The sequence below is a fragment of the Streptomyces sp. NPDC057486 genome, from assembly GCF_042802415.1.
Classification (GTDB): Bacteria; Actinomycetota; Actinomycetes; order Streptomycetales; family Streptomycetaceae; genus Streptomyces; species Streptomyces yanii.
The window spans coordinates 1-8,311 of the sequence record NZ_JBHVEE010000233.1 but is presented as its reverse complement, the minus strand read 5'-3'; the positions used below and the strand labels follow the sequence as shown (position 1 = coordinate 8,311).

4 protein-coding genes and 1 pseudogene are annotated in these 8,311 nt (G+C 68.8%); all 5 read right to left on the bottom strand.

Going from position 1 to position 8,311, the window contains the following annotated elements; translation table 11 throughout:
* Positions 1-41: 41 nt before the first annotated feature.
* Positions 42-3,257, bottom strand: coding sequence for a M36 family metallopeptidase (locus ACFU6I_RS46835; protein WP_384380225.1), 3,216 nt, complete (start codon positions 3,255-3,257; stop codon positions 42-44).
* A gap of 346 nt (positions 3,258-3,603) precedes the next feature.
* On the bottom strand, positions 3,604-6,324 hold the full coding sequence (locus ACFU6I_RS46830) for an AAA family ATPase (RefSeq protein ID WP_384380222.1): 2,721 nt from the start codon (positions 6,322-6,324) through the stop codon (positions 3,604-3,606).
* A gap of 878 nt (positions 6,325-7,202) precedes the next feature.
* Positions 7,203-7,442: pseudogene (locus ACFU6I_RS46825) on the bottom strand (restriction endonuclease); the annotation flags it as partial.
* Between the two features lie 273 nt (positions 7,443-7,715).
* Positions 7,716-7,937: a helix-turn-helix domain-containing protein gene (locus ACFU6I_RS46820; protein WP_384038289.1), complete on the bottom strand. Its 222-nt coding sequence runs from the start codon at positions 7,935-7,937 to the stop codon at positions 7,716-7,718.
* A partial coding sequence (locus ACFU6I_RS46815; RefSeq protein WP_384380219.1) for a DUF2975 domain-containing protein occupies positions 7,937-8,311 on the bottom strand: 375 nt, incomplete at its 5' end. The genes ACFU6I_RS46815 and ACFU6I_RS46820, both read right to left, overlap by 1 nt.

The following is an 8,311-nucleotide window of genomic DNA, read 5'->3' as shown; positions in this document are numbered from 1 at the left end:
GATCAGGGTGACGACGGCCGCGCGACACATGTGCATCCCCGTCATACGAGCGGGATGTTGATGCACGTCAGGATCGCCACCTGCTCGGCGCGTTCCTGCCGTGTCGCATCCGGGTCGAGCCGTACGGCCTCGGCATTCTGCACCGCCTCCAGGAAGGGGGTGTCCGCCTTCAGGTCACTGTTGGTGTCGACCAGTTCGTCGGGGTCGAAGGACCCATTGGCGAAGTTGAGCCAGGCAGTCAGCAGTTGGCGGTCGAAGGTGCGCTCCGGGTCGAGCAGGGAGAGGAAGAGTGTCTGCGCCGCCTTCTCCTGCGTGGACACGTCGCGGACCTCGGAGAAGACCGCACTCGAGTACTGGACGATCTTCAGGTAGCAATCGAGCCGCTCCTTGCCGAGGCCCGTGAGGTCTCCGGTCAGGTACTTGACGTACCAGACGTCGGCGAGCAGCGACAGCGGCGCGTTGCCCTGGACGATCAGCGGAGTCCGGTCGGAGCCGGTGCCGCCGTCGTCGTCGCGGGCCGTGAACGAAAGGTCGTACAGGCACGGCTCGTCGTACGTGTGCCCCTGAGTGTCGGTCACGTCGCGCGGCTGGACGCTGGGGCTGCGGGCCGGGTCGGTACCCGGCGGATTGACGAGCGACGTGGTCCTGGTGTCGGGTGTGCCGTCGCCCCACGCCCAGGTCATGGTCTCGTCGTCGCTGCCGGGATCGGTGACCCGCCCGGCGTACTCCTTCTCCTCCCCGGCATGGACGACGATCGTCTTCCCGCCGGCCAGCTGGACCGCCTCCGAGGTGTCGATCGCCGCGGTCGGGTCGACATTCGCCACGGTGATCTCGGCGTCCTGGCAGGTCGTCGTGTCGTCGTCGCTGCCGCACACCTTCACGGTGAAGGTGCCGTTGTCGCCGAAGACCAGTTCCTTGCTGAAGGTGAGGGTGGCATCCGGCCGGTTGTTCTCCAACTGGCCGGGAAGAGGTACGGGTTTGCCGTCACCGGGATCGATGGTGGCGGTGAGCGGATCGAGCCAGCCGGGGTCGATGACCGTACCGCTGACGGTGAGCTTGCCGCCTTCCTCCCGCGGCCCCTTGACCGTGAAGGTGATGGCGGGAGCGACATTGGTGACGGTCACCGTCGCGGTGTCCGTATCCGATCCGGCGGCGTTGCCCACCCGCAGACCGACGGTGTACGTACCGTCCTGGCCCACCCGGTCGAAGAGCGGACTGACTCCGGTGGCGTCGTCGTACGCGCCGTCACCATCGAGGTCCCAGGCGTAGGAGGCGCCTCCGGCGGGACTGCTGCTGCCGCTCGCGTCCAGCCGGATGTCGGAGCCCTCCTTGGTGGTGTAGGGCCCTCCCGCATCGGCGGTGGGTGCGCAGCTCGCGGGGTAGTCGGTCGCCGGGGCCGCCTCGCCCTGGCTGGGCGAGGAGGCGCTTGCGCCCATCCCGCGGGAGGCGAAGACGCCCCACAGCAGGCACTGGTTGGCGCCGCCGTAGTCGGCCCGGTCGGCGGCGAGGATGCCGTCGCGGGCGTCCAGGAAGTCCGGGGTGGACGGGGTCATCTTCATGCCGTCGACCATGAGCTGCTCGTGCTGCTGCTTACCGGTGGCGTTGCCGTGCGCGCCGACGAGGGCTGTGCGCATGTTCCACATGACAGTGGCCCAGATCTCGCCGTCATTGTGAACCTCGCACCCACCCTCGCAGAGGTCGCCGTAGGTGAGCGGGCTGTCGTCGTAGGCATAGCGGCGGACGCCCGTCGGCTCACCGTTGGCGTACTCGCCGTAGACCGGGTCGCTCCACATCGAGGTGGCGATGGCGTCGCCCCAGCCCTCGCCGAGCGCACCGGTCTGCTCGCCGTCACCCAACTCGCCACCGCCGACAAGCCGGTTCGACAGGCCGTGGCTGTACTCGTGGGCGACTGTGTCACCGTTCATACCGCGGTGAGTGTTGAACTGGCCGCAGGAGTCCCGGCCGACGAAGAGTCGCATGGTGGGGTTCTGGCCGTCCTCGGGGGTGCCGAAGTTGGCGTTGCAGGCGGAGTCACCGCCGGCGTCGTAGTCGACGTAGACCTGGACGCGGTCGCCGCCCGCGCCGCCCTTCCCGAGGTTGTCCTCCTGGAAGTTGCCCGACGCCTCGTCGAAGCCGAGTCCGTAGAGGAAGTCATGCATGCGGTTGGTGTAGTAGAACGCCTGGGTGACGACCGCATCCCGGTCGGTGGTGAGGTCCGTGCCATCGCTGCCGCGGAAGGCGTCGGTGAAGGTGTAGTTGAAGTGCTGGTACGCCGGGTCCCCGGCGGCCGGAGTCTGCGGCTGGTAGCCGAGCGATTCGGCCCCGTCGAGGTTCTGGGACGCCTCGGCGTTGTTGCCGGTGGTCACCCTCCCGCTGACCCAGGGCCGGCCGAGACCGCTGAACGGTACGACGGAGGCGTCGCCCGCGGTGGGGTTCTGCCCGGTGAAGACCCGGCCCTCGCCCTCGTTGTGGGTGAGGTCGCTGCGGAACAGGATCCTGCCGCTGTCGGCATCGACCACGGTGTCGTACAGATGCCCGTTGTCCGCGGTGAGAGTGGTCCGCCAGGCAGGCCGGGCACCGTCCGCGAGCGGGAAGGTGACCCGGGTGGCGGTACTCGTACCGGCGGGGTCATCGGTCCCGACGGAGGCAGCGACGCGCCCCAGCGCGGCCTTGCGGTCGAGTTTCGTCGCCGTACCGTCCGCATGCGCGTCCGGGATGAGGCTGCCGGTGGCGGTGATGATGCGGCCGCTCGTGTCCACGGCGACGGAGAGCCGACCGCCATAGACAGGGATGTCGTTGTCGGACTGGCCGATGAAGACGTGTTGCACACCATTGTGTTCGGTGCGGTAGGACTTGACGACACTCAGGGCGGAGAGCTCGGGGGCGGAGAGACCGTAGAGGTCGGCGTGGTCGCGTACATGCTTCAGCGCGATGGTGCCCGGGTCGGTGGAGCTGGCGGCGGTGAGGGCCTTCTTCCCCTCCGGGGAAACCAGCCTCGGCGTACCGTAACGCCCCCAGCGGACGGCGGCATCGTCCAGTTCCTTTGCCGCGCGTATCTGCCCGGCAGTCGGCTGGACGCTCTTGTCGCCGCGTACGTCGATGTTCGGATACGTCTGGTCGGGCCGTTCTCCGCTCGGTGCCCGGATCGGCCTCGAGGTTTCGCCGGTAGCGTCGGCGGCGGTCGCAGTTGTTGAACCTGTGGAGGCCGGTAAGGCAGCGGCCGGTGAGGCAGTCGTCGCCGGCAGTGCCAGTAACACCGCACCTATGAGAAGCGACCGGGCGCTGCGCGCGCGCGAGGACAGCATCGCCTTTCCCCCGTTTCCTTGACCCGGTTGCCCCAGGTCCCTCGGCAATGGACGCAGCCACCGTACGTGGGCATGACAACCAACGGAAGGGCGCGAAGGAGTCGTGCCGGGGAGGCGCCCCGAAACACTCCCCGACGACCTCTGCCGCGGCTGGAGGAGCGGCCTGTGGCAAACCAGTGAACCGCCCGATGGGTTGACCGCTTCAGGCGAGACACTCGCGGACCTGGCGTGGCGGGTTCTCGGTGAACTTGAGGAGTCGATCGAAGACGGCGCCGACCGCAGGACCTTCGTGCGAGTCTCAGAGGTCCCCGGAGTTGAGCTCCTCGAGAAGCGCGTGGTTCAGCGGAACCGCGCTCAGGAAGCGGCCCCGCAGGTCGGGGTCGTCGATGGTGTCCGCCTTGCGCAGGACCTCCGTACGGGCCCGGACGAGGAGGACTTCCGCCTCATCGCGGGCGCCGCAGCCCAGCAGGGCTCGGGCGGCGTCGTGCAGAACCTCCTCGGTGCGCAGTGCGGGCATGTCGCCGTGCTCGGCAAGCAGTGCGAGTGCCCGGCGCGCATCCTGAATGGCGAGATCGGTGTGTCCGGCGGCGAGGTGGATACGGCTGCGCAGGCTGTGAGCGGCGATCTCGCTGCGTACCATCCCGGTCTCGCGGGTCTCGGTGAGCGTGTGGTCGACCAACCGGTGCGCCAGGTCCGGGTCCTCGTCGAGGTGCAGAAGTACGTCCGCGTAGAGGTTGCGGACGATGGGGACGAGGTTGGCCAGCCAGGTCTCTTCGGTTTCCTGCCACGCGGCCCGAATGCGTTCCAGTGCCTCGGGGCGGCGAGCCGGGTCGTGGGCAGCGCACAGGGCGAGGAGGGCGTTGTTATAGGCGTGCCAGCCGCTTACGCCGCCTCGGTCCTCTTCGAAGCCGAGGGCGTCCCGGAGGGCGGTTTCGGCTTCGGTGTACGAGCCTGTCGCCAGGTGCAGTTGGGCGAGATAGTTCAGCGCGATGGGGAGCTCGGCGCGGAACGGGTCGGCGCGGAGGCGGTGAGCGCAGCGCACGAGGCGGTCGCGGGCCTCGCCGAGGCGGCCGGAGTCCAAGAGGCTGACGCCGATCTGCATCTCGTTGAGGTTGCGGGCGTGCTGGAGTACGGGGTTTCCGGTCTCCCCGAGTCCCGGGTCGGATGCGTACAGCTCCTCGGCCTCGAGTAGGACCTGCAGGCCGGCGACGAGGTTGCGTTTGGGCAGCTGCCGACCGTACTCGACCATCGCCACGAACAAGGTGGCCGCTCGACCCGGCCCTTCGTACGCGCGGGCCCGGTGAACAGCTTCTTCCAGCTTGGCCAGTGAGGGCTGCAGGCCGCGCACCGCCATAAGGGTCTTGCCGCGCTGGAGTGTGGCGCGGGCGATGAGTAGGGGATCCTCGAGGCGGTGGGCAGCTTGTTCGGCTTCGGCCGCCAGTGAGTCGATGTCGGGTGTTCCGGAACTGTCGGAGCCGCCTGTTCCGGCGGTGCCGCCTCGCCATCGCACCTCGGTCAGGCTCAGCAGCAGCTCGATGGATTCCAGCAGTCTGCGGTCACGCTCCGGTGTGTCAGGGGTCAGGAGACGCGCGGACTCGATCGCGGTGCGGCAGTGCTGCTCGGCCTGTGTGAAGGAGAGTTCGTTCACGGCCACCGACCGCGCCAGCTCGTAGTGCGCGGCTGCGCTCTGTGCTGCGCGGGCGCGCCCCGCCTCGTACAGCTGGTCGGCGATCAGGGCGCGCAGTTCCCTGGGCCGGGCTTCGAAGCCCGGCAGTTCGCGGAGCGCGTCGGCGAGGCGGGCGTGGCGGCCGAGCCGGGCGCCACGGGACTGGCGACCGCGGATGCCGTACTGGAGGATGCGGTGCTCGAAGTCGTACCAGTCGGTGTGCAGGTGGCTCGCCCACAGCGGTACGTCGACGGCGTGCCGTTCCCGGATCAGACCGTGCTCACGCTCGATCCTGTGCAGCAGGTCCTGGACCTGGGAGTGCGGCAGACCGACGATTTCGGCCACTGTGTGCGAGAAGAAGAACTCCCCCATCGTGGCGCCAATGACCAACAGCTCCCTGGACCGGTCGTCGAGCTGCCCGATGCGGTCCCCGACGGCAGCGGGCAGGTCATGCGGCAGTGGTACATCAGCACCGTCCGTCGACCGCCAGAGCCTGAGGCACTGCTCGACGAAGATGGGCTGGCCTGCCGTCGCGGCCGCGAGCCGGTCGGCGAAGTCGGCCGGTACGTCGTGACTGTGCAACCGGCTCTCGACCAGTTGACGAACAGCCCAGACCGGCAAGGGCCGCAGCACATGGCCAGACAGCAGCTCGCGGTGGTCACCGCGCCACACTCGCAGCAGCTGGCCGACGGCATCCGCGTTGACGGCGGTCGAGGGGGCAGATCCGAGCCCCAGGACGAGGCTGAGCGGTTCGTCCCCGAGCCGGGGCAACAGCAGGTGCAGCAGCTCCAATGTGGTGACATCGCACAGCTGGACGTCGTCGATGATCAGTAGCAATGGCTCAGTGGCCCGGGCCTGTTCCAGCAGCAGTTCGATCACCTGCTGCGTGACGGTGGTCTGCATCGGCGCGAGACTGTCGCCGGGGATCGACCCGGTGGTCACGGCGGCCTCTGCGAATTCTCGTCCGGCGGCGAACAGCATGCCGAGTCCGGGCACTGCGGCGGAGAGCACATCGGGGGCGACGGCCATGGCACTGCGCCCCGCGACTCTCCCCCACCGTGCACGTCGCGAACGAGCGGGCGGGTCCTGCCCGCGCAGCTGGTGAAGGGCGTCCATCACGGGCCCGTACGGGCGGCGCGTCCCGATCCCTGGTGTGGAACGCACCAGCACGACCCGGCACCCCGGTACTTCGTCGGCTGCGGCACGCCGGACGAACTCACCGAGCAGCGACGATTTTCCCATCCCGGGCTCGCCTTCGATGACGAGGACACCGCTGCGCCCCTCCACAAGAGCGGCCGCCACGCGCGTGAGCGCGTCGAGACTCTCAGTACGGTCGACGAAAACCGCAGTCACACTGCCCCCACCGTGTCACTCCGAAGGCTCAGTCCTGAGCCAGTTGCGTGTGGGGAAGCCTATTTGACCTACCAACATGCAATCGGAAGGTCCGTAACCTTGGCTTGAATCCAGAGACTGCATGCGGCGAATGCCCGCGCCGGTTCTGGCAAAGCACCGCGTCTTGCCGAGGGCCGATATACCTACACGACTTCTCCAGCCGGCGGGACGTGCTGCACCCCTGGTCGCCCTGACGGCCCTTGTCGACGAGCGCTCCCGGGCCCTCACCCACCACGACTGGTCTGGGGCCGCGTTCGGGGTCGGGCGCCTGAGCGCCGAGGCCTCCAGCGACACCACCGCAACATCCCCGTCCTGCGCCGGCGGCGGTGTTCGTCCCGTGTTCCGCCGTCCTGCAGTCGGAACAGACTTCGGACACGGCGTACGACGGGGCGGCGGCTGCCCGTGACACGTCCAAGGTGGCCAACCTTTCGGTCGCCGGGTCCATCGCAACTCCGAGGATGCCGAAGCACAGTAGGTGAGGCGTCCTAGCCTCGGCTGGGGACTACGCGGAGCAGTGGGACGCGGCGCAGCGCCTGCTCGTTGCCCGCAAGCGCATCTGGTCGTTCGACGTGGTCGTCGCCGACACTGCCGCCGAGTACTCGGAAGGACATGTTTCTTCTGCCAGCCACGCAGCTGCTCACCGGTCAGCGCCCTGTCCTGCTCGCCAGGTACTGGGACCCGCAGGCCGGTCAGCGCCGAGCCGTACACGCGACGAAGGCGGCAACACGGACCGCGGCGCAGGCGCGCGGCGTGGCGCTCCCAGTCCGCTGTCGGCCACGCCGATGGCGCCCAACGTCGCCCGTCGCCCCACCACGCTCGCAGTCAATCCGTCGACGTCGTCATCCACCGGTTTCGCGAACCAGTCGGCGCGCCGGCACAGACACCGATGCAAGGAGTCCACTCGGAGGCTGGTCGAGGTCCAGGGCATGCTGATGGATGACGATTCCCGCGTTCCGCAGACGGTGGGTGGTGTGCGGAGCATTGCCCTTGGCGTAGACGAGATGTCCTTCGGACAGACCGAGTGCCGTGCAGTACGCCAGCATCTGGTAGAGGTCGGCGTCCGGGTATCCGTCCGGCTTAATCGGACGTCAGGCGACTACGGCGAAGCCCTGACTGCCCACCTGACGACGAACCCCCGCCCCTTCCGCGCCGGAAGAGGCGGGGGTTTGCGGTGGGGAGGTCACGTTCGCAGGTCGCGATCGTCGACCAGGACGCTGCGGTGCAGGTCAACCGCAATCCACCCAACAGGGTCGGGACGGTGCTGCGGGTGATCGGCGATCCACGTCCATGCGGTCCACGTGCCGTGTCACGGGCCGGTGGTGCCAGGCGTTTGCGCGCCGTCCTCGGGCACGTCATCCGCCCGCGGCTTCCTCGGCCTCCCAGCGCAGCAGGTCACCCGGCTGGCACTTGAGCACCTCGCAGAGCGCGGCGAGCGTCGCGAAGCGCACCGCCTTGGCTCGGCCGTTCTTGAGTACCGCCAGGTTGGCAGGCGTGATCCCTACGCGGTCCGCGAGCTCGCCCACGGACATCTTCCGCCTGGCCAGCATCACGTCGATGTCGACGGCGATCGGCATCAGATCACCTCGTCCAACTCGGCCTGCATCTGCGCCGCTTCGACGTCGCGCGCGACGGCCTGGGCGAGCAGCATCCGCAGCACGAGCACCATGAGCGCGACCCCCAGGATGGCCACGCCAACTCCGCCCATGATGACGGTGACGCCCGGGTCGGCCCGCTGGCCCGGCGCATTGAGGACCGTGACCGCGAACCATACGAGGGAAGCCGCCACGATCGCGCCGATCATGACGTCCACGTACCGGAAGGCGGCGTGGGAGAACACGGTTCCGCGTCGCACCATCGCCACCAGCCGCCATACGCAGACCAGGGCGACCTGGACCGACACCATGCCCAGGATCGTGACCACGCGCAACGGGGTCAGCGGGAGCGACCC